Raw genomic sequence first — 20,749 nt, forward strand, 5'->3', positions numbered from 1 at the left:
TAAACCGGTAAAGTTAGAAAGAGAGAGTTATGATTAAAATCCTCATCGTTGCTCATGGAAGCTTTGCTAGCGGGATTCTGACTTCATTAAAGTTAATTGCAGGAGACATAGAGAGAGTTGAAGCGATTGATTTTGTGGAAGGAATGTCGGCTAAGGAAGTAAAGGAGCACATCCAATCAGCCCTATCAAACGAGAAGGAAGTGCTGATTTTAACAGATTTATTAGGAGGTACTCCTTTCAAAGTGAGTGTAGAATTAGCCACTAAACAGTCTGAACAGGCAGTTCTAGTCCTTTCAGGTCTGAATCTTGCTATGTTACTGGAAGCTCATTTTGCTCGGGCGACAGCTGATATCCACCAATTAGCTAGTAAACTGATTACTACAGCCAAGGATGGGATTGTCGATTCCGTCAGTCTTTTAGCAGAAGATTGTCAAGATGAAGATGTATTTGAAGACGGTATTTAAAAGGAGGAGTTATGATAAAAGAAGTTGTGATTGAACCCATTGCAAAAGCAGAAGAATTCAAACGTTCCCCTCTTTTGAGTAAGAAAGAAGTGGAAGCAGCAATAGAGTTGGCGATTCAACAACTTGTCATGAACTGTGATTATTTTGGTGATTTATTTCCGACCCCTGCTACGGCTGCTAATCGTTATCCTAAAATGGATAATACGGAGTGGACGAATGGTTTTTGGACAGGCATGCTTTGGCTAGGGCAGGAGTATTCTTCAAGTGAGAAAATGAAAGCGTTAGCAAAGATGAATACCCAGTCCTTTCTAGAACGTGTTCAAAAGAGAATCGAATTAGACCATCATGATTTGGGCTTTTTGTATTCGCTCTCCACAGTAGCCGATTATAAACGGACAGGTAGCAAGGAAGCCTTGGAAGCCTCGCTCTTAGCAGCGGATAAGTTGATGGAACGGTATCAGGAAAAGGGTGGTTTTATTCAGGCTTGGGGAGAGCTGGGGAAGGCAGAAGATTATCGCTTGATTATTGATTGCTTGCTCAATTTACAACTACTTTTCTTTGCTTATGAGCAGACAGGGAAACAGGCTTATTATGATGTAGCAGTTCAGCATTTTTATGCTTCGGTGAACACGGTTATTCGCAACGATGCTTCGACCTTTCATACCTACTACTTTGATCCAGAAACAGGAGAAGCGCTGAAAGGGGTTACACGTCAAGGCTTTAGTGATGATTCTTCTTGGGCACGTGGGCAGTCTTGGGGAATCTATGGGATTCCTTTGACCTATCGCAAAGTAAAAGACCCTGCTTGTTTCAACTTGTTTAAGGGAGTGACCAATTACTTTCTTAACCGTTTACCAGAGGACTATGTTTCTTATTGGGATTTGATTTTTAGCGATGGCAGTGGCCAGGCACGTGATTCCTCAGCTACAGCAGTAGCGATCTGTGGTATCCACGAAATGCTCAAATATTTACCGGAAGTTGATGAGGATAAGGAAACTTATAAATATGCGATCCATACGATGTTACGGTCGCTGATTGACAACTATGCCAATCGTGACCTAGCACCGGGTCGTCCCTTGCTGCTTCACGGGGTCTACTCTTGGCATTCAGGAAAAGGGGTAGATGAAGGGAATATCTGGGGAGATTATTATTACTTAGAAGCCTTGCTTCGTTTCTATAAAGATTGGGAATTGTATTGGTAGGAGGATAAGATGACAAAACCAAATATTGTAATGGCTCGTATTGATGAGCGCTTGATTCACGGACAGGGGCAACTATGGGTTAAATCTTTAGGTTGTAATACAGTTATTGTAGCAAATGACAAGGTGAGCGAAGATAAGATTCAGCAGACATTGATGAAGACAGTTATTCCAGAGTCAGTAGCGATGCGCTTCTTCTCTTTGCAAAAAGTGATTGACGTCATCCACAAGGCAAATCCTGCTCAGACCATCTTCTTGGTCATCAAAGATTTGCAAGATGCCTTGACCTTGGTTAAAGGGGGAGTGCCGATTACAGAATTAAATATCGGGAATATCCATAATGCACCCGGCAAAGTTCAAGTTACACGATCTATCTTTTTCAGTCCAGAAGATAAGGCAGCAGTGAAAGAGTTGAGCGATGTCTATAAGGTTCGTTTTAATACCAAGACCACACCATCAGGCAATGACGGTGCAGTCGAAGTGAATGTATTGGATTATATCTAAGAACCTATATTCACAGTTCAGTGCTTTCATCGTAAGGGGCGATTTTCAGCTCGTCATCGTTCGTTTTTTTCAAAAATACAGCCAGTATTTCCTCAAAAAACGGTCTTGATGAGCGAAAAACCATCTCTTCTATAAAGGCACTTTACTTGTGAATACAGGGTCTAAAAAGTAAATAAGGAGAATTATCATGACAATCAGTCTAATTCAAGCAGTGCTCATCGGTCTGTGGACGGCTTTCTGTTTTAGCGGTCTATTGTTGGGAATTTACACAAACCGATGTATCGTACTTTCTTTTGGGGTCGGAATCATCTTAGGAGATCTTCCAACCGCCTTAGCGATGGGAGCTATCAGTGAGCTTGCCTATATGGGATTTGGCGTTGGTGCAGGGGGAACTGTTCCACCTAATCCAATTGGACCGGGTATTTTTGGGACCTTAATGGCGATTACCAGTGCTGGTAAGGTCACACCAGAAGCAGCTCTCGCCCTTTCAACCCCTATCGCAGTTGGGATTCAGTTCTTGCAAACATCCGCATACACCTTGCATGCTGGAGCGCCAGAATCAGCTATCAAACATCTTCGTGCAGGAAATCTAGCTAAATTTAAGCGGGTTGCAAATGGGACAGTGATTACCTTTGTCGTTTTAGGTTTTGTTCTTGGTTTCTTAGGGGCTTATTCGATGGATACTCTTTTGAAATTAGTTGAGTTGATTCCACCAGTATTATTAACTGGTTTGAGTGTAGCAGGTAAGATGCTTCCAGCTCTCGGTTTTGCGATGATTTTATCTGTCATGGCTAAGAAAGAATTGATTCCATTTGTGCTTCTGGGCTATGTCTGTGCAGCCTATTTGCAACTACCAGTTATCGGTATTGCGATTGTCGGTAGTATCTTTGCCCTTAATGAATTCTTCAATAAGCCAGAACAAGTAGCAGTAAAACAGGAGGAAACGCACGATGACTGGATCTAAATTAACTAAGAAAGATTATATCAATACCTCATTGAGAGCATTCTTCTTGCAGAATGGCTTTAACTACAGTAACTATCAAGGTATTGGCTATGCAAATGTGATGTATCCAGCCTTTAAGAAACACTTTGGCGATGACAAGGAAGGCTTGACAAAAGCATTGGAAGAAAACTGTGAATTTTACAATACCAATCCACATTTTCTGCCTTTCATTACCAGTCTCCATTTGGTCATGCTAGAAAATAATCTCCCAGAAGAAGAAACTCGTGGGATTAAGATGGCTCTCATGGGACCATTGGCGGGTATTGGGGATTCCCTATCCCAATTTGTATTAGCTCCGCTCTTATCCACCATTGCAGCCTCTCTGGCTGGTCAAGGTTTGGTTCTTGGTCCAATCCTCTTCTTCCTCGGAATGAATAGTATCTTAACCTCTATCAAACTATTGACAGGCTTGTATGGCTATAAATTTGGGACAAATGTGATTGATAAATTGAGCGACCAAATGGCGACCATCTCCAAGGTAGCTAACATCATCGGGGTGACCGTTATCTCTGGTTTAGCTGTTACTTTTGTAAAAATTTCAGTGCCGATTACGTTTGCGGCAGGTGAAGTGACAGAGGGAGCTGATCAAAAGATTGTAACGATTCAAGGAATGTTGGATAAGATTGCACCAGCCTTACTCCCAGCCCTATTTACAATTTTAGTATACTATCTCATCAAAAATAAAAAATGGACCACCTACAAATTAGTTATCTTGACCGTGATTATCGGTATCTTGGGTAGCTGGTTGGGGATCCTTGCCTAAGTGATGATGGAACAGCAGACTTTTTATTTCCTACTGATTAGTTTCGTCGTTCTATCGACCATTTTTCCCTTTCTTGCTTCTTTTATGAACCGTAAGCGGCAAAAGAAAGCCCTTGAAGAGCAGTTGGAAAAACGCCAACGTTACTTAGCAAGCCTAGAGGTTGGAGATGAGGTTGTCCTCTTTTCTGGACTGCATGGCACAATAAGCAAAGAAAGAGCTCGTGTGGTAGAATTGCAGATTGCAAAGGGCGTTCTTGTTTACGTTGAAAAAGAGTCCATTATGGGAAAGGCTGAGGAACTTGGGGCAGAAACATTGCTTTCATAATAGGTTGATGGTATAAATAGTTTGAAGCAGTCGTTGTCGGACTTGTAAAAGGTTGATCTCTCAACAGGCTACAAGTCTTGTCAATCTTGCGGGGGTGGGACTACCAGAGTTGATTTCTATGAAATCATGATTGGAGCCTGCTCCCCTCTTTGTTTGCTTTCAGAAGCAAGGAAGCAAAGAATCAAGGGGAGATGTTCGCCCCTAGAGAAAAGAAAGGAAAAAAGATGGAATTTTTCACCAATAAAACCAAACAGTATTATAGTATTCGTAAGTATAAAATAGGGGTATGTTCAGCCCTTGTTGCCCTATCTATTTTGGGGACAAGAGTTGCAGCCGAACAGGTACCAACACCAGAAACCACCAGTGCAGAAAGCAGTCAGCTAGTAGGGACAAGCCCCGAGCTTACACCACCTCCAGTAGAAACAGGGACGAGTGAGGCTAGCACAGCACCTTCTCCTATTCAAAGCTCAGAAGTAGTTCCCGCAAGCCCCGAGGAAGAACATCTTCCTGGTGTCCAGAACCTTCAAGCGACTAGTGCAGAAGAAACGAACCTAGTAACCAATGGGGACTTTGCGAGTACTACAACACCATCAGGGGACTGGACAGACCAGGCTGCCACGGCTTGGGAAACCTGGCTTCCTACGAATGTGAAGAAAGGAAATGGACAGGTTAGCGTTGATGGAGAGCGCCTCCACATCTCTTCTACAGATAGCTACCGAGTGGCGGTTCACCAAACGCTGGACCTCAATCCTGGCAAGGACTACCTATTTAGCTATGATGTAGAAACCAAGGATTTAAAAGGAAGTGGTGTCCGTGCTCGTTTGCGCAGTTTAACAGCACAAGGCAAGGATCTAAGTCCACAAGAATTTACCTACACCCCTTTAAAAAGTGGTAGTCAAAAGGAACACATAGAGCAAGTCCTAACCATTTCTCCAACTGCTCGTAAATTAAAGGTGGAACTCTTTTTTGAAAACAGTATTGGTCAAGCCTGGCTAGATAATATTTCCTTGGTTGAATATGGAGGAAAAACATCAGCAACACCAGCGACAAATCCGAAGCTCGCCCAACCTGAAACAGGACAAATCCAGCTTGCTAGTAATAAGGTCTATCTACCTGTCCGACCTGATTTGATCTATCAGATTGCGGATAAGACAGTAGCAAATATAGAAAATCGTATGATTCGTCCGCTTAGGACTGGTACTACTCAGGTTGATGTCTATGACAACCATACCAAGCTCTCAAGTTTTGAGTTGACAGTGACAGATCATCAAGCAACTGTCTTTGATGAGTTAAGAGATAACTGGGAAGATATTTCTCTAGCCAATAAACGTTATCAATCTAGTGATGGTCAGATGAAAGCCTTTCTAGGGCGCTTAGATGGAGGTGTTGATTCCTCTCTTCAAAAATGGATTGAACCGACAGGTCAGACCAAGACGATTTTCAATGATATTGATTTTACCAAATCCAGTCACCTGACAACCGCCTACCGTCGCTTGGAACAGATGGCTCAAGTAGTTGAAAATCCTGATTCAAAATATTATCACGATCGCAACCTCATTGATCTGGTCAGAAAGGGAATGGAGTGGCTCTATACCAATGTTTACAATGAAAGCAAGTCGATTGATGGGAACTGGTGGGACTATGAAATTGGAGCTCCCCGTGCTGTGGTTGATACCCTAATCTACATGTATCCTTACTTTAGTCAAGAGGAGATTTTAACCTATACCAAACCCATTTCAAAATTTGTGCCAGATCCAACGATTATCCGTAAGACAACAGCTGCTCCAACGCCAGCAGTCGGGGGCAATCAGACGGATTTGAGTAAGGTAGCCATTTTAGAAGGGGCTTTGCGTGAAGATGCTGACCGTGTAAGAGCTGGTGCGCAAGGATTGACTACGATTATGAAATTTGTAGACAAGGGAGAGGGCTTTTACAAGGACGGCTCCTTTATCGACCATACCAATGTGGCTTATACAGGAGCCTATGGTAATGTTCTGATCGAGGGCTTCTCTCAACTCTTGCCAGTGATTCAATCAACGGAGTTTGCTCTTAAAGAAGAGCAGACTGAAATCCTTTATGAATGGATTGAAAAGGCTTTTATGCCAATATTGGTTCATGGCGAATTGATGGATATGACCCGGGGTCGTTCGATTAGTAGGGCAAGTGGTGAATCCCATGTCCAAGCGATGGAAATTTTGCGTTCCTTGGTTCGGATTGCAGAGTCTGCCCAACCAGAGCAAAAGAGTAAACTTCTGTCCTTTGTAAAGGCACAGCTGACGTCTGATACATTTTACGATAGCTATAAGGCCCTTCGATCCTATAAAGATATTGACTTGATGAACAGGCTCTTAGCAGACGACCAAATCCTTGCTGAAGTAGATAGAGATTACATCGCTGCCTTCAACAATATGGATAAGTTTGTCTATCGAAATGCCCAAGAAGGGTTTACCTTTGCCTTATCCATGTACTCTTCCAGGACCCAAAATTATGAAGACATGAACAATGAAAATCGCAAAGGTTGGTATACAGCTGACGGCATGGTGTATCTCTATAATGATGACCTCAGTCATTACAGCAATGATTATTGGCCAACTGTTGATCCCTACCACCTACCGGGGACGACCACGACCAAGGATAAACGAAAAGACGGTAGTGGTGAGGTGACCCTTGCAAGTGACTTTGTTGGTGCTAGTCAACTAGGGAACCGTTTTGCAACCCTTGCTATGGATTTCAACAACTGGAACAATACCTTAACGACTCGTAAGGCATGGATTGTCTTAGGAAATAAGATTGTATTTCTAGGTACTGATATACAAGATAAGTCCAATCAAGGAGCTGTGACAACGATTGAAAATCGTAAGCTTTTAAGCGGGGAACAGTATCATTATTATATAAATGGTCAACCAGTTGATTTATCCAATCAAGTAGTAACAGATGAGACCAAATCTTTTTATATGACCAATGGTCAGGACAAGCAGTCTATTGGCTATGTTTTCTTGAATCCCTTGAAGACGCAGGCAAAGGTAGAAACTCGGACAGGTAAGTGGAGCGACATCAATTATAATCAACCCAAAAATGATGTGAGCAATACCTTTGCCAGTCTCCAGCATGAGCATGGTCAGGCTTCTAGCAACTATGCTTATGTAATGGTTCCGAACCAGTCCTATGAAAAGGTGAATGAAGCGGCTGCGAGCGTTCAGTTATTGCATCAGGATAGGGATCTTCAAGTCGTCTATGATCAAGAACAAGGGGTCTGGGGTGTTGTCAAATATACAGATACTGCCTATAAATTGACAGATAGTGTGACGTTGACAGATGCAGGTTTGTATACGATTCAAAAGATTGAGGATGGCTATCGCATCGCCTTTTACAACCCATCAACCCGAACTGTCCAAAATGGTATTGAGTTGACAGATAAGGCTGCGAGTTTGAGTGTTGAGAGGACACCAAGTCCAGCTTATCCATCGATTGTCTGGAAGATTGCTCTTTTAGACAGCTCCATTCAGCAAACGGCTAGCCCGGCAGATAAAAAAGGAGCAACTCAGACAGGTAAACCAACGGATAAGCAAATAGCCAATCAGCTAGGTAGTCTCGTCCTAGTGGATAGACAAGCCAAAGAGCAAACAGATGGCAAAAAGGATAACCAAGCAGGTCCCATCACGACAGTCAATACTTTGCAGAGGGCGGGGCAGTCAAATCAAGGTAACCAGTCGACTTTCCCACTCTTAGCTGCATATCCCAAAGAGCTAGCTCAAAATATGCCAAAGGAAAACCAACTTCCTCAAACTGGTGGGAAAGGGAGCATGGCTATGAGCTTATGGGGAACGATTGCTTTAGGCATTATAGCGGGTTATATCAAGATACCAAGCCCGTTAAGAACTCAAAGTAAAAATAGGCGGCCGAACAGAAGTTGCTTGCAACTTCGTCGTGAGACCCCGGCGAAGATAGCTAGGCTAGTCACAAATGGAATGCAGTGAATAGTCAGCTAGCTACCGCCAACAAAACAAGTTCTGCCTCTTATTCATTGTTGGTCTTTTTTCAGAGAGTTGTAGCTCGAGTTCAATTAAGATGTGAAGCCGTTAAAAAACCGAATGAAAAATAGGAAATCGAAGCAGGTTGCTTGGCAACCAATGAGATTTATCTTTTTTCCGAGGTTTTAGGCTGAACTCAGTTACATAAGATACAGAGTCCGTAAAAAACTCAACGTAAAAATAGGAAACTTTGCGAAGACGCTTGCGTCTAGCAAAAGTTTATCTTTTTTACACAGAGTTTAGGGCGTGTTCAGTTACATAAGATACAAAGTCCGTAAAAAACTCAACGTAAAAATAGGCGGCCGAACAGAAGTTGCTTACAACTTCGTCGTGAGACCCCGGCGAAGATAGCTAGGCTAGTCACAAATGGAATGCAGTGAATAGTCAGCTAGCTACCGCCAACAAAACAAGTTCTGCCTCTTATTCATTGTTGGTCTTTTTTCAGAGAGTTGTAGCTCGAGTTCAATTAAGATGTGAAGCCGTTAAAAAACCGAATGAAAAATAGGAAATCGAAGCAGGTTGCTTGGCAACCAATGAGATTTATCTTTTTTCCGAGGTTTTAGGCTGAATTCAGTTACATAAGATACAAAGTCCGTAAAAAACTCAAAGTAAAAATAGGAAACTTTGCGAAGACGCTTGCGTCTAGCAAAAGTTTATCTTTTTTACACAGAGTTTAGGGCGTGTTCAGTTAACTCAAGATACCAAGCCCGTTAAGAACTCAACGTAAAAATAGGCGGCCGAACAGAAGTTGCTTGCAACTTCGTCGTGAGACCCCGGCGAAGATAGCTAGGCTAGTCACAAATGGAATGCAGTGAATAGTCAGCTAGCTACCGCCAATAAAACAAGTTAGTGTATCTGATCATTTTTGTCTTTTTACACGGCTCATAGGCTAAATAGATACTAATACTCTTTAAAAATCAAAAGGATACTTGGTCAACTTGCCTTGGTGAAGGATCGTTCTACCTTCGGCTTCGATTATAAGGAAATGAGCGGTGCTACTCTCATTTCCAACCTTTTGATTTTTATTGAGTATAAGGGATTAGAAAAACGAGAAAGGAAGGGTTATGCAGATTAAAATAGAAAAGCAAGCGAGGAGCAAGATGTCAGACACGGTGAGAGACTATATTCTCCAGGAGCAGTTAGCAGCGTATAAGAAGCTGGCTCTGTCTTGTCAAAACTTAATGGAGAATCTCTTTCTTTTTGATGATAACTGGGATATGGAACCCTGTCACATAGGCTATCACCTCTCCCCCTTGGATTGGTCAGCGGATTGTCACGGGGATGAAGAATGGACTTTTATGCTCAATCGACAGGAATACTTGTGGAAATTGGGTTTGTCTTACTTGGTTGAAAAAGATGATCGTTATATGGAGCAGGCCAAGCGCTTTATCTTTAGTTGGGTAGAAGAAGTAACAGACTGGCACCCCCAAAAAACAAATAGCAGAACCTTAGACACTGCTATTCGCTGTCTAACTTGGCTGAAACTGCTTCCTTTCTTGAAAGAATGGGACGGGCTAAGTGAAGAAGAGTATGAGCACTGGTTGAGGTCGATTCAGAAACAATTAACCTATCTTTATCGCCAATATCGCGCCAAGGATACTCTTAGCAATTGGGGAATTTTTCAGACGGGAGCGATGCTTTTAGCCCATGCTTCTATCGGAGATAGGGTTGACCTAGAGGAAGTCTATCTTTTTGCCTACAAGGAAATTGAGGAGCAACTTCAAACCCAGATATTGGAAGACGGCACCCAGTTTGAACAATCCTTTCTTTACCATGTAGAAGTCTATAGACTTTTGTTGGAACTCGCATTTTTGTTACCTGCCTATCGAAAAAAATGGACTCCTATTTTGAAAAAAATGGCTCATTATGTCCTCCAGATGACAGGACCAGATGGTAAGAGTTTCGCTTTTGGAGATAGTGATGTCCACTCTACCTCTGATATCTTGCAGCTAACTGCTATCTTTTTTGAAGATAGTAGCTATCTAGTAGATAATGCCAAGCTAGACCTCGGCGTTCTCTACTTGGTTGGGGAGGAGGGATTACGTACTTTTAAAAGGCTCATAGCGCAAGCCCCTTTGCCTGGAGGATCCCATTTTTCGGAATCAGGTCATAGCATTGTCAAAGAGGGAGATAGCTATTTATTTTTCAAGGCGGGTCCTATGGGAAGTGGGCATAGTCATTCGGATCAAAATAGCTTGTGTTTCTATCATAAGGGACAGCCTATCATGATAGACAGCGGTCGATATAGCTACCGCGAATGTGATGAACGCTACCTACTAAAGAGTGCCTGGGCACACAGTACCTGCATTCTTGACGGCAACCCCCCAGAGCAAATAAGCAGTTCATGGGACTATGAAGCCTATCCAAGTTTTGTCAGTCACCATTACAAGAATGTTGACCACTACTACTGGATGCAGGGAATCTATCAGGCTCAGACCAGACAAGGCGTGCCTTACTGGCATAAAAGACAGCTTGTAATGCTAGGAGGAGATATCTTACTGATTGTCGACAGCGTGGATTGCTTAGGTCAGCATGAATTAAGCAGTCAATTGATTCTGGACGAAACAGTTGAGATTTGTCACCAGCAGATAAATGACCTTTGTCTCTATAGTTCCAAGGATTTTACAGTGCAGAAAACCCACTCTTCGCAGCGTTATAATCGTCTAGGAAGGACCCATAAGTTGGTGAAAACAGAGACGTTTCAAGATCGTTTGTTGACCTTTACTTTACTAGCCGACTGCTCTATTCAGATTGAGCAGTTACCCGTTTATCAGACAGACCATCGTTTAGTGGACGAGGCTTTTGCTTTTAGTTGCAAAGGAAAAGATGTAGATCTCCTTTTATTGCTATCAGATAAGGAAATATACGAAGGGGAAAAACTCTTTCAGGTAGATGGATTCAAGTTGAGGGGGAAATGCCTGATTGTGGACAAGTGTAGGCGGAAGACTGTCAGATTGAAAAACTAGACTAAAAGGGCGTATCTACCCTGTTTTTAGAATGAAGTGTTTTATATACGGGCTTGTTTTTCACTCGTCAAGGTCGTTTTTTGAGGAAATACTGACTGTGGTTAAAAAATGAACGATAAGTAGCTAAAAAACGAGCCTTAGATGGAAGCGTTAAACTGTGAATACAGGTTCTTGGGTAAAATATCTACTAAAGAGTGGGGACTTGTGGTAGAATAAAAGAAATGAGAGGAGGGGTGGAAAAGATGTCAAAGAAGTTTACCATTAAGGATATTGCAGAATTAGCTCAGACTTCAAAAACAACAGTTTCCTTTTACTTAAATGGCAAATATGAAAAGATGTCCAAGGAGACACGTGAAAGAATTGGGAGAGTGATTCATGAGACAGACTATCGACCTAGTGTTGTTGCGCGAAGTCTTAATTCGAAAAATAGTAAGCTAATAGGCGTATTGATTGGTGACATTACCAATACCTTTTCAAATCAAATTGTGAAAGGCATCGAAGAAGAAGCGCATCAGAATAATTATCAAGTCATCATTGGAAACAGTAATTACGACCAAGAAAGCGAAGACAAGTATATAGAGAGTATGCTGATGTTAGGGGTGGACGGTTTCATTATCCAGCCGACCTCGCATTTTAGAAAATACTCACGCATTATCGAAGACAAGCAAAAGCATATGGTTTTCTTTGATAGTCAGCTTTATGAACATCGGACTAGTTGGATTAAGACCAATAATTATGATGCCGTTTATGATGCTATTCAATTATGTGTGGAAAATGGTTATCAACACTTTATTTTGATTACTGCTGATATCAGTCGTCTCAGTACGAGAATTGAGAGGGCAACAGGTTTCATAGATGCTCTGTCAGATTGTAAAAAGGATTATCAGGATTTGACGATTGCAGACGAACACACAGATATAGAGGAAATCAAGCACTTCCTCCATGAAGCAGTTAATCCTCTAGAAAAGACCTTGGTATTTGTTCCCAATTGTTGGGCACTGCCCTTGGTCTTCAATGCCATGAAGGAACTTCACTATCCCTTTCCTCAGGTTGGTCTATTAGGCTTTGATAATACGGAGTGGACCAATTTTTCCTCCCCTACAATCTCCACCATTGTTCAACCCGCTTTTGAAGAGGGCTGTCAGGCAACAAAGATGCTCATCGATCAGATTGAGGGAGGAAATCAAGTAGAACGCCAACAGGTTTTAGATTGTACCGTTCATTGGAAAGAATCAACGTTAAACCAAGATACAAAGCCCGTTAAAAACTCAAAATGAAAATAGGCGGTCGAACAGAAGTTGCTTGTAACTTCGTCGTGAGACCCCGGCGAAGATAGCTAGGCTAGTCACAAATGAAATGCAGTGAATAGTCAGTTAGCTACCGCCAACAAAACAAGTTATTGTATCTGATTCATTTTTGTCTTTTTACACAGCTCGTAGGCTGTGTTCAATTAAGATACGAGGACGTGAAGAAAATGGAAAGAAAAATAGGGAATCGGAGAAGATTACCCCAGTAATCGATACGATTCATCTTTTTTCTACCATTTTTAGTCCGAACTCAGTTAAATGAAGATACGAGAGCGTTTGACACGAGTTTCACTCGTTTTATTTCCAACCTTCACCAGTCTGAAAGAGACTGGTGAAGCAACTCTTAGAAAAAATAGACAATCGAAGCAGGTTGTCTTGCAAGCAATGAGATTTAACCTCGCTTTCCGTTTTTTCGGCTCGGGTAAAAGGAATCCACGGCCTAATTCTCCTCTGCTTCATAGTCAATTTCCCTTCTTTTTTCGATTCTAGCTTTCTAAACAACCAAACAGTTTATGTTGTTTTTTTCAACATTTTAAGCAAAATTTGGTATAATGGAATGAGAAAAAAGCAAAAGGGGAAGAGATGAATAAACAGGAACGTTTGGAAGAAATTACGCGATTGGTTCATAAAAAAGGAACGATTCGCATTTCAGAAGTTGTTGATTTGTTGAATGTGACAGATATGACAGTTAGGAGGGATCTTAGTGAGCTAGAGGAAAAGGGGATTTTGACAAAGATTCATGGCGGTGCTAGGAGTAATAAAGCCTTTCAACTAAGGGAATTTTCTCATTCTGAAAAGCATGTGCAGAATATTGAAGCCAAGCGCTCCATTGCAGCCAAAGCAGCTCGGTTGATTGAAGACGGTGATACGATTTTTCTAGGTCCAGGTACGACAGTCGCTTGTCTTGCTGAGGCGATTACCAATTCTAAGTTAACGGTGATGACCAATTGTCTCCCTATATTTACGATCTTATCCCATAAAAAATCAGAAGACTTTCAAGTGTTTTTACTGGGAGGAGAGTGGCGGCAAGTGACCGAGTCCTTTGTGGGAGAGATGACCAATACCCTCTTAGAAACGATGCACTTTAGTAAGATGTTTTTTAGTGGCAATGCAGTTAAGGGAAATGATATCATGACCTCAACCCTAACAGAATCCTATACTCAGCGACTAGCTCTAAAACATTCGCTAGAGAAGTATCTCTTAATCGATACCAGTAAAATCGGCAAAGAAGACTTTACGACTTTTTGCCAATTGAAAGATGTCACTGCAGTCATTAGTGACCATTTGACAGATGAGGAACAATATCATTATCTGACCTCCTATACAGAAGTCATTAGCGACACTCTTTGAAAATCATTGGAATATTTTTTGAAAGGTAACTGTTTTAAAAAATAGTTGCTTTTTTGTTGATTTTTTCCAAAAATCAAACAAAAAATGTTGACTTCGTGTTTTGTTTTATGTATAATACAAACATAAAAGCAAACTGCTTTTACTTGTTTTGCAAAACATTTTTTCCGGAAGAACATACAAGACACATAAGGAGAAAACTATGACAATTATTATCGGTGCTGATCCAGCAGGAGAAAAACTAAAAAATCTTCTTCATCATTTTCTTGTCGAACTAGGCTATTCAGTGCTTGATGTGAGCAGTGGTAAGGATTTTGTTGATACGACTTTAGCGATTGCACAAGCAGTGAACAAGCAAGAGGACAATCTGGGAATTGCAATCGATGCCTATGGTGTAGGTTCTTTTATGACAGCTACAAAAATCAAAGGCATGATTGCGGCAGAAGTCTCAGATGAGCGCTCTGCTTATATGACGCGTGGGCATAATAATTCCCGTATCATTACAATCGGTAGCGAAATTGTTGGGGAAAGTTTAGCCAAAAATATCGTTCGAGGATTTGTAGAGGGTGTCTATGACGGTGGGCGTCATCAGATTCGTGTTGATATGTTAAATAAGATGTGTTAGAGCTAGCGTAGAGAAAGGAGAAAAAGATGAAAATTGCAGTTGGATGCGATCATATCGTGACCTATGAAAAAATAGCAGTGGTCAATCATTTGAAAAATCAAGGCTATGAGGTACTCGATTGTGGGACTTATGATAGCGTCAGAACCCACTATCCTATCTTTGGTAAAAAGGTTGGAGAAGCAGTTGCTAGTGGCGAAGCGGATTTAGGGATTTGTATCTGTGGGACAGGTGTTGGAATCAACAATGCCGTAAACAAGGTACCGGGTATCCGGTCTGCGCTTGTTCGAGATATGACCTCAGCCTTGTATGCTAAAACAGAGCTAAATGCAAATGTCATTGGCTTTGGTGGGAAAGTGACTGGGGAGTTGTTGATGTGCGATATTATTGACGCCTTTATCCAAGCGGATTACCAACCAACAGATGAAAACAAGCGTTTGATTGAAAAATTAGCAAAAATCGAAACCATCAATCAAGAGCAAACAGACAGTGCCTTCTTTGATGAGTTCATTGAAAAATGGAATCGTGGGGAGTACCATGACTAAGCCTAAAAAATGGATAGGTGGAATATAAGATGACAGTAGAAAATCAAAAATATAGTTTAATGGAAAAAGTCAGTAATCCAGCAGGAATTATTTCTGCCCTCGCCTTTGATCAGCGAGGGGCCTTGAAAAAAATGATGGCAAAGTATCAGGAAGCAGAGCCGACATCTGAGGATATGGAACTCTTAAAAAGCATTGTATCAGAAGAGTTGACCCCCTATTCTTCTTCTATCCTGCTCGATCCAGAGTATGGGCTTCCGGCTTCTTCTATCCGTGATAGCCAGTCAGGATTATTATTGGCCTATGAAAAGACCGGATACGATGTCAATAGTACCAGTCGCTTGCCTGACTGCTTGGTCGAATGGTCGGTTAAACGCCTCAAAAAAGAGGGGGCAGATGCTGTCAAATTTCTCTTGTACTATGATGTAGATGGTGATCCCTACATTAATTTACAAAAACACGCTTATATTGAACGATTAGGGTCAGAATGTGCTGCGGAAGGACTTCCCTTCTTCTTGGAGATTTTGAGCTATGATGAAAGGCTTCAAGATACTACTAGCCCAGAGTTTGCCAAGGTCAAGCCGAGAAAAGTCATCGAGGCAATGAAGGTCTTTTCTGATAAGTGTTTTGGAGTAGATGTTTTAAAAGTAGAAGTCCCCGTCAATATGGCTTTTGTTGAAGGGTTTGCCCAAGGAAATGAAATAGTGTATACAAAAGAAGAAGCAGCTGCTTATTTCAGACAGCAAGATGCAGCAACTTCCCTACCCTATATTTATTTAAGTGCAGGTGTGTCGGCTAGTCTTTTCCAAGAAACCTTGCGCTTTGCCCATGAGTCTGGAGCTGCATTCAATGGTGTCTTGTGCGGGCGTGCTACTTGGGCAGACGCTGTCAAAATCTACATAGAAGAGGGAGAAGAAGCAGCTAGGAATTGGCTGAGAACCCAGGGCCGTCAGAATATTGAATCGCTAAATGAGGTCTTGGCTAGCACAGCTTCTTCTTGGAAAAAACGAATAGGATTGCATTCTTAAATGTAAAGGTTTACAAGAATAGTCTTTCGTGATATAATTGTATCAGTAGTTTGCATAGAGTGGATTGTAACTAAGAAAATTAGGCAAGACCGCAGATGAATAAGGGAGAGGACTTCCTTATCTCATTTGTGGTCTTTTGTATTTTAAAAGATAAAGGAGATTACTTTGTAGATGTATCGTATCGTACAATCTTTAAATAATAATGCAGCTTTGGTTAAAAACGAACAGGGAGAGCAGTCGGTGGTGATGGGAATGGGGATTGCTTTTCAGAAGAAAAAGGGAGATTTAGTGACTGCACAAAAAATTGAAAAAGTGTTTTCGCTCAAAAGTTCTGAATCAAAAGACCATTTCTTGATGTTGTTAAAAGATATCCCACTAGACTTTATTACCGTCACTTATCAGGCTATTGATCAATTATCGCATCAATATGATTATCCGCTACAAGACTATATCTATGTGACCCTAACAACCCATATTTACTGTGCCTATAAGGCTATCTTGGATCAGACCTATCAAGAAAGCAAGCTCCCAGATATGTTGCAGGACTACCCTGTTGAATATCAGATTGCAACAGAGGCTTTAGCTATTTTCCGGCAAAAAATACTGCCAGACTTTCCAGAAGATGAAGTCGGAAGAATTGCCCTGCATTTTATAAATGCTAAAGGAGAGAAAGCAAAAGAGCAACACTTAAAGGTAGAGACCTTGCAGATGGTTCTATCCTTGGTTGAAAAAGAATTAGCAGCTAATGGCATTTTAAGGACAAAAGAAAATAGCAAATTTTACGATCGCCTGATGGTTCATTTGACCTATTTTATCCGCTATTCAGATAAGGAAAAAGATAGGGCTTCCTCTTTAGAACAGATGGCAGCTACCATGCAGCTAGCGTATCCTAAGGCCTATGCCTTGGGGGCCCAGCTCCATGATATGATAGCTGATGAATTAGGGATCCGTTCAAATGAAGGCGAAAAAATGTACATTGTCCTTCACGTTCAGCGTTTACTATAACAATCTCTCTTATCCAATACATCAACAAATACATCAACAGGAGGAAATAAGATGAATAGAGAAGAAATTACCCTATTGGGTTTTGAAATCGTTGCTTTTGCAGGAGATGCTCGCTCCAAATTACTAGAGGCTCTGACAGCTGCTAAACAAGGGGACTTTGATCGAGCAGAAGAATTGGTTGCAGCAGCCAATGAATGTATCGTAGAGGCCCACCATACCCAGACCTCTCTTTTACAAAAAGAAGCAGCCGGAGATGATTTGGCATTTAGCGTGACCTTGATGCACGGTCAGGATCACTTGATGACGACTTTATTATTGAAAGATATGATGTCACACATGATTGAACTCTATAAACGGAGCTAAGCATAAAAAGGAGTTAGAAAATGAATGGATTGATTACCCAAATTGAGAAAGCGAAGCCTTTCTTTGAGAAAATTTCACGTAATATTTATCTGAGAGCTATTCGTGATGGATTTATTGCAGGTATGCCAGTTATCCTGTTTTCAAGTATATTTCTACTGATTGCCTTTGTACCAAATTCATGGGGCTTTTACTGGTCAGATGATGTCGTATCGCTTTTGATGAAACCTTATGGCTACACAATGGGAATCTTAGCAATGTTGGTTGCTGGTACAACGGCTAAATCATTGACGGATTCCGTGAACCGCACCTTGGAAAGAACCAATCAAATCAACTTTATTTCAACAATGTTGGCTTCGATTTGTGGTTTGCTCATCTTAGCAGCCGACAGTATGGAGGGTGGGTTGGCTAATGGATTCCTTGGGACAAAAGGTCTACTTTCAGCTTTTCTTGCTGCCTTTATCACTGTTACAATTTATAAATTCTGTGTGAAGAACAATGTGACCATTCGTATGCCAGAAGAGGTTCCGCCGAATATTGCTCAAGCATTCAAAGATGTTTTTCCTTTTGCTGGCTCCATTCTTTCGCTCTATGCCTTGGATATTCTTGTCCGTAATACGGTGGGGACTGGTGTGGCTGAAGCCATCGGTAAGTTCTTTGAGCCTCTCTTTAGTGCAGCCGATTCTTACATTGGTATTACACTTATCTTTGGAGCCTTTGCTTTCTTCTGGTTTGTAGGGATTCACGGGCCTTCAATCGTAGAACCAGCCATTGTAGCTGTTACCTACGCCAATGCTGAAGTGAATTTGGGCTTGCTTCAAGCTGGTCAGCATGCGGATAAAATCTTGACTTCAGGTACCCAAATGTTTATCGTAACGATGGGAGGAACAGGTGCGACACTGGTGGTGCCATTTATGTTTATGTGGTTGTGTAAGTCAAAACGCAACAAAGCGATTGGTCGTGCCTCAGTCGTGCCAACATTCTTCGGTGTTAACGAACCCATTTTATTCGGTGCACCTTTGGTATTAAATCCTATTTTCTTCATTCCCTTCATCATGGCGCCGATCGTTAACGTTTGGTTGTTCAAATTCTTTGTTAATACATTAGGGATGAATTCATTTACTACAAACCTGCCATGGACTACCCCAGCACCACTTGGTCTGGTAATGGGGACAAACTTCCAGATTCTCGCCTTTTTCCTTGCGATTTTACTGGTGGTCGTGGACGTGGTGATTTACTATCCATTTGTAAAAGTCTATGACCAGCAAATTTTAGCAGAAGAAGCGGCAGGAGTTTCTTCAAACGAATCATTGAAAGAAAAGGTCGCAGCAAACTTCAATACTGCAAAAGCAGACGCTATCCTTGAGAAGGCTGGAGCAGTGGAAGTAAAAGAAATGACAGAACAAACCAATGTTTTGGTCTTGTGTGCTGGTGGTGGAACGAGCGGTTTATTAGCCAATTCTTTGACAAAAGCTGCCAAAGAATATGGTGTCCCTGTAACAGCAACTGCAGGAAGCTATGGAGCCCACCGCGAGATTCTACCAGAATATGATCTCGTGATTCTTGCCCCTCAAGTTGCCTCCAACTATGCAGACATGAAGCAAGAAACAGATGCCTTGCAGATTCGCCTAGCGAAAACAGAAGGTGCAGAGTACATCAAATTAACACGAGATGGCAAGGGTGCATTAGCATTTGTCAAGCAACAATTAGAAAACTAGGGGTGGAAAATGGTCAAACAATTACCGACAGACTTTATTTTTGGTGGAGCAACGGCGGCTTACCAAGCAGAAGGTGCAACTAAATTAGATGGAAAAGGGGCAGTTGCCTGGGATCAATATCTAGAAGATAACTACTGGTATCGGGCAGATCCTGCTAGTGATTTTTATCATCGCTATCCCGTTGACTTGGAACTGGCGGAAAAATTTGGTGTCAATGGTATTCGCATCTCAATTGCTTGGTCCCGCATTTTTCCAACAGGATATGGCAAGGTGAATCCCAAAGGTGTTGAGTTCTACCATCGATTGTTTGCAGAATGTCATAAACGGAAGGTTGAGCCTTTTGTGACTTTGCATCATTTTGATACACCTGAGGCTTTGCATTCTCAAGGAGATTTTCTCAATCGCTCCACCATTGACCATTTTGTTGCCTACGCAGCCTTTTGCTTTGAAGAATTTCCTGAAGTAAATTTCTGGACGACCTTTAATGAAATTGGACCAATCGGTGATGGTCAGTACTTGGTTGGTAAATTTCCCCCAGGTATCCAATACAATCTTGAGAAAGTCTTTCAGTCCCACCATAACATGATGGTGGCTCATGCACGAGCGGTCAAACTGTTTAAAGATGAGGGCTATGCAGGTGAGATTGGGGTTGTCCATGCTCTGCCAACCAAGTATCCTTATCATCCAGAAAATCCAGCCGATGTTCGAGCAGCAGAATTAGAAGACATTATCCATAATCGTTTTATCTTAGATGCGACCTACCTTGGGCGATATTCTGATAAAACGATGCAAGGTGTCGAGCATATCCTAACGGTGAACGGTGGACAGCTTGAATTGTTGGAAGAAGATTTTGAGCATTTACAAGCAGCGAAAGACTTGAACGATTTCCTAGGAATCAATTATTACATGAGTGATTGGATGCGGGGAGATTTTGAGGGAGAGACTGAAATCACCCATAATGGAAAAGGTGAGAAAGGTGGTTCCAAGTATCAGATCAAAGGCGTTGGTCGTAGAGAGTTTGATGTAGATGTTCCAAGGACAGACTGGGACTGGATGATTTATCCGCAAGGGCTGTATGATCAGATTATGAGGGTCAAGACAGACTATCCAAACTATAAAAAAATCTATATTACAGAAAATGGCTTGGGCTATAAGGACGAATTTGTAGATGGCACAGTCTATGATGACGCTCGAATTGACTATGTCAAGCAACACCTAACGGTCATTTCCGATGCGATTGCTGATGGAGCTAATGTCAAGGGCTACTTCCTTTGGTCCTTGATGGACGTCTTTTCATGGTCAAACGGTTATGAGAAGCGTTATGGTCTCTTCTATGTTGATTTTGAGACTCAAGAGCGCTATCCCAAGAAAAGTGCTTACTGGTACAAGCAGGTTGCAGAAAGTAAGAGGATTCAATAGGGAGCATCTACTATTTTCCTATTTAGAAAAGGATGAAGGAGTGGGACAGGATGACTATCCTGCTCCTTTATTTTTATGGTGATTTCGTTTTTAAATAGAAAGTAGGGATTAGTTGACACCTACAAAATAATAGTAAATCTAAGTGAA

General features: G+C 41.6%; 17 protein-coding genes. All 17 read left to right on the forward strand.

The genetic code is table 11. The features are described 5' to 3' along the window. Nucleotides 1–29: 29 nt before the first annotated feature. On the forward strand, nucleotides 30–464 hold the full coding sequence (locus ACVPON_RS03040; RefSeq protein WP_462876052.1) for a PTS sugar transporter subunit IIA: 435 nt from the start codon (nucleotides 30–32) through the stop codon (nucleotides 462–464). An 11-nt stretch (nucleotides 465–475) separates the two neighbouring features. Then, entirely contained in the window at nucleotides 476–1,666 is a 1,191-nt protein-coding gene (locus ACVPON_RS03045) for a glycoside hydrolase family 88 protein (RefSeq protein ID WP_462876054.1), read from the forward strand. 9 nt (nucleotides 1,667–1,675) lie between these two features. Then, nucleotides 1,676–2,167: a PTS sugar transporter subunit IIB gene (locus ACVPON_RS03050; protein WP_462876056.1), complete on the forward strand. Its 492-nt coding sequence runs from the start codon at nucleotides 1,676–1,678 to the stop codon at nucleotides 2,165–2,167. 187 nt (nucleotides 2,168–2,354) lie between these two features. Further along, nucleotides 2,355–3,131, forward strand: a complete 777-nt coding sequence (locus ACVPON_RS03055; protein WP_462876057.1) for a PTS mannose/fructose/sorbose/N-acetylgalactosamine transporter subunit IIC — start codon at nucleotides 2,355–2,357, stop codon at nucleotides 3,129–3,131. After that, nucleotides 3,118–3,933, forward strand: a complete 816-nt coding sequence (locus ACVPON_RS03060; protein ID WP_462876059.1) for a PTS system mannose/fructose/sorbose family transporter subunit IID — start codon at nucleotides 3,118–3,120, stop codon at nucleotides 3,931–3,933. The genes ACVPON_RS03055 and ACVPON_RS03060 overlap by 14 nt, the downstream gene beginning before the upstream one ends. Before the next feature lie 6 nt (nucleotides 3,934–3,939). Next, complete coding sequence (locus ACVPON_RS03065; RefSeq protein ID WP_462876124.1) at nucleotides 3,940–4,257, forward strand: preprotein translocase subunit YajC; 318 nt, start codon at nucleotides 3,940–3,942, stop codon at nucleotides 4,255–4,257. A 224-nt stretch (nucleotides 4,258–4,481) separates the two neighbouring features. Then, nucleotides 4,482–8,234: a polysaccharide lyase family 8 super-sandwich domain-containing protein gene (locus tag ACVPON_RS03070; protein WP_462876061.1), complete on the forward strand. Its 3,753-nt coding sequence runs from the start codon at nucleotides 4,482–4,484 to the stop codon at nucleotides 8,232–8,234. 1,118 nt (nucleotides 8,235–9,352) lie between these two features. Next, nucleotides 9,353–11,254, forward strand: a complete 1,902-nt coding sequence (locus ACVPON_RS03075; protein WP_462876063.1) for an alginate lyase family protein — start codon at nucleotides 9,353–9,355, stop codon at nucleotides 11,252–11,254. Between the two features lie 242 nt (nucleotides 11,255–11,496). Beyond that, nucleotides 11,497–12,531, forward strand: coding sequence for a LacI family DNA-binding transcriptional regulator (locus tag ACVPON_RS03080; RefSeq protein WP_462876065.1), 1,035 nt, complete (start codon nucleotides 11,497–11,499; stop codon nucleotides 12,529–12,531). A gap of 612 nt (nucleotides 12,532–13,143) precedes the next feature. Further along, nucleotides 13,144–13,911 carry a DeoR/GlpR family DNA-binding transcription regulator gene (locus ACVPON_RS03085; RefSeq protein ID WP_462876067.1) on the forward strand — a complete coding sequence of 256 codons (768 nt, stop codon included), beginning with the start codon at nucleotides 13,144–13,146 and terminating at the stop codon, nucleotides 13,909–13,911. 199 nt (nucleotides 13,912–14,110) lie between these two features. Continuing rightward, entirely contained in the window at nucleotides 14,111–14,533 is a 423-nt protein-coding gene (lacA, locus tag ACVPON_RS03090; RefSeq protein ID WP_462876069.1) for a galactose-6-phosphate isomerase subunit LacA, read from the forward strand. Between the two features lie 26 nt (nucleotides 14,534–14,559). Further along, nucleotides 14,560–15,075, forward strand: a complete 516-nt coding sequence (gene lacB / locus ACVPON_RS03095; protein ID WP_462876071.1) for a galactose-6-phosphate isomerase subunit LacB — start codon at nucleotides 14,560–14,562, stop codon at nucleotides 15,073–15,075. A gap of 29 nt (nucleotides 15,076–15,104) precedes the next feature. Then, nucleotides 15,105–16,100, forward strand: coding sequence for a tagatose-bisphosphate aldolase (gene lacD / locus ACVPON_RS03100; RefSeq protein WP_462876073.1), 996 nt, complete (start codon nucleotides 15,105–15,107; stop codon nucleotides 16,098–16,100). A gap of 171 nt (nucleotides 16,101–16,271) precedes the next feature. Beyond that, nucleotides 16,272–17,105, forward strand: a complete 834-nt coding sequence (locus tag ACVPON_RS03105; RefSeq protein ID WP_462876075.1) for a PRD domain-containing protein — start codon at nucleotides 16,272–16,274, stop codon at nucleotides 17,103–17,105. A gap of 51 nt (nucleotides 17,106–17,156) precedes the next feature. Continuing rightward, complete coding sequence (locus ACVPON_RS03110) at nucleotides 17,157–17,468, forward strand: PTS lactose/cellobiose transporter subunit IIA (protein WP_462876077.1); 312 nt, start codon at nucleotides 17,157–17,159, stop codon at nucleotides 17,466–17,468. 20 nt (nucleotides 17,469–17,488) lie between these two features. After that, nucleotides 17,489–19,183 carry a lactose-specific PTS transporter subunit EIIC gene (locus ACVPON_RS03115; protein WP_462876078.1) on the forward strand — a complete coding sequence of 565 codons (1,695 nt, stop codon included), beginning with the start codon at nucleotides 17,489–17,491 and terminating at the stop codon, nucleotides 19,181–19,183. A gap of 9 nt (nucleotides 19,184–19,192) precedes the next feature. Beyond that, on the forward strand, nucleotides 19,193–20,602 hold the full coding sequence (gene lacG, locus ACVPON_RS03120; protein ID WP_462876080.1) for a 6-phospho-beta-galactosidase: 1,410 nt from the start codon (nucleotides 19,193–19,195) through the stop codon (nucleotides 20,600–20,602). Nucleotides 20,603–20,749: the final 147 nt, after the last annotated feature.

This window comes from Streptococcus sp. 1F3, assembly GCF_054968985.1.

What these genes read in the sequence shown, in the direction of transcription:
- ACVPON_RS03040 (WP_462876052.1), top strand. Translation starts at nt 30, where the DNA reads ATGATTAAAATCCTCATCGTTGCTCATGGAAGCTTTGCTAGCGGGATT.
- ACVPON_RS03045 (WP_462876054.1), top strand. Translation starts at nt 476, where the DNA reads ATGATAAAAGAAGTTGTGATTGAACCCATTGCAAAAGCAGAAGAATTC.
- ACVPON_RS03050 (WP_462876056.1), top strand. Translation starts at nt 1,676, where the DNA reads ATGACAAAACCAAATATTGTAATGGCTCGTATTGATGAGCGCTTGATT.
- ACVPON_RS03055 (WP_462876057.1), top strand. Translation starts at nt 2,355, where the DNA reads ATGACAATCAGTCTAATTCAAGCAGTGCTCATCGGTCTGTGGACGGCT.
- ACVPON_RS03060 (WP_462876059.1), top strand. Translation starts at nt 3,118, where the DNA reads ATGACTGGATCTAAATTAACTAAGAAAGATTATATCAATACCTCATTG.
- ACVPON_RS03065 (WP_462876124.1), top strand. Translation starts at nt 3,940, where the DNA reads ATGGAACAGCAGACTTTTTATTTCCTACTGATTAGTTTCGTCGTTCTA.
- ACVPON_RS03070 (WP_462876061.1), top strand. Translation starts at nt 4,482, where the DNA reads ATGGAATTTTTCACCAATAAAACCAAACAGTATTATAGTATTCGTAAG.
- ACVPON_RS03075 (WP_462876063.1), top strand. Translation starts at nt 9,353, where the DNA reads ATGCAGATTAAAATAGAAAAGCAAGCGAGGAGCAAGATGTCAGACACG.
- ACVPON_RS03080 (WP_462876065.1), top strand. Translation starts at nt 11,497, where the DNA reads ATGTCAAAGAAGTTTACCATTAAGGATATTGCAGAATTAGCTCAGACT.
- ACVPON_RS03085 (WP_462876067.1), top strand. Translation starts at nt 13,144, where the DNA reads ATGAATAAACAGGAACGTTTGGAAGAAATTACGCGATTGGTTCATAAA.
- lacA (WP_462876069.1), top strand. Translation starts at nt 14,111, where the DNA reads ATGACAATTATTATCGGTGCTGATCCAGCAGGAGAAAAACTAAAAAAT.
- lacB (WP_462876071.1), top strand. Translation starts at nt 14,560, where the DNA reads ATGAAAATTGCAGTTGGATGCGATCATATCGTGACCTATGAAAAAATA.
- lacD (WP_462876073.1), top strand. Translation starts at nt 15,105, where the DNA reads ATGACAGTAGAAAATCAAAAATATAGTTTAATGGAAAAAGTCAGTAAT.
- ACVPON_RS03105 (WP_462876075.1), top strand. Translation starts at nt 16,272, where the DNA reads ATGTATCGTATCGTACAATCTTTAAATAATAATGCAGCTTTGGTTAAA.
- ACVPON_RS03110 (WP_462876077.1), top strand. Translation starts at nt 17,157, where the DNA reads ATGAATAGAGAAGAAATTACCCTATTGGGTTTTGAAATCGTTGCTTTT.
- ACVPON_RS03115 (WP_462876078.1), top strand. Translation starts at nt 17,489, where the DNA reads ATGAATGGATTGATTACCCAAATTGAGAAAGCGAAGCCTTTCTTTGAG.
- lacG (WP_462876080.1), top strand. Translation starts at nt 19,193, where the DNA reads ATGGTCAAACAATTACCGACAGACTTTATTTTTGGTGGAGCAACGGCG.